Source organism: Shigella sp. SIG6, assembly GCF_053555815.1.
This window is the reverse complement of sequence record NZ_JBQZXC010000286.1, coordinates 1-741: the sequence shown is the minus strand read 5'-3', so window position 1 is coordinate 741 and position 741 is coordinate 1. Positions and strand designations below refer to the sequence as shown.

At 42.1% G+C, this 741-nt stretch carries 1 protein-coding gene; it reads left to right on the top strand.

Features of this window, described 5'->3' with window-relative positions; translation table 11 throughout:
* Positions 1–151: 151 nt before the first annotated feature.
* On the top strand, positions 152–358 hold the full coding sequence (locus ACUU1M_RS20405) for a YbfA family protein (protein ID WP_000424924.1): 207 nt from the start codon (positions 152–154) through the stop codon (positions 356–358).
* The last annotated feature ends 383 nt before the right edge of the window (positions 359–741 follow it).

Below are 741 nucleotides of genomic sequence, written 5' to 3'. Positions count from 1 at the left end.
ACAGTGTGAATGTAAATAAACCATCAATAAGCAAAAATAAGTGGTCGGATGAGTAGTAAAATTACACAAAAGGCGGTACTATTTTCATCAGATAAACAAATTCATTTTTCCGGTGCTATTCACCGGGTAGATACAAAAGGGGGAGAAAAGTATGGAACTCTACAGAGAATATCCTGCATGGCTTATCTTTTTACGCCGTACATATGCGGTTGCAGCGGGCGTTCTGGCGCTGCCTTTCATGCTTTTCTGGAAAGACCGCGCCCGCTTTTACAGCTACCTGCACCGCGTCTGGTCGAAAACCAGCGATAAACCGGTGTGGATGGATCAGGCCGAAAAGGCAACCGGTGATTTTTACTGATTGCCTGCGCGCTTAAGCCAGCCTCGTATCAGGGGGCTGGTTTAGGTGTTCAACATCAACGTCTTCCATGATAATTAACATGGAAGACGTTTCCATCGTATTATTCATTTCATCACTGTTTTAGCATCACGTTTCAATAGTATCCTTTCATAGGGCTACCCAGGATGCGGTCACCTTCATTGTCGCTCTAAGCGACTAGATCATCAGAAATCTCCAGTTAGATTGCATACTTCCTTACACACTTTCGTGAAACTTCAGGGTAAGGTGAGAAAGCCGTCATCCCTTTTTCTAATTCCAGCATCTAAATAAATTCCGAATTTTGTTATTAGTATCGCTACCGCAATAAAAACAGATAGTAAAGAGAGTAATATATACTTTATTGA

Bases quoted from the DNA above. Each gene is read 5' to 3' on its own strand.
- ACUU1M_RS20405 (WP_000424924.1), top strand. From the start codon at position 152: ATGGAACTCTACAGAGAATATCCTGCATGGCTTATCTTTTTACGCCGT.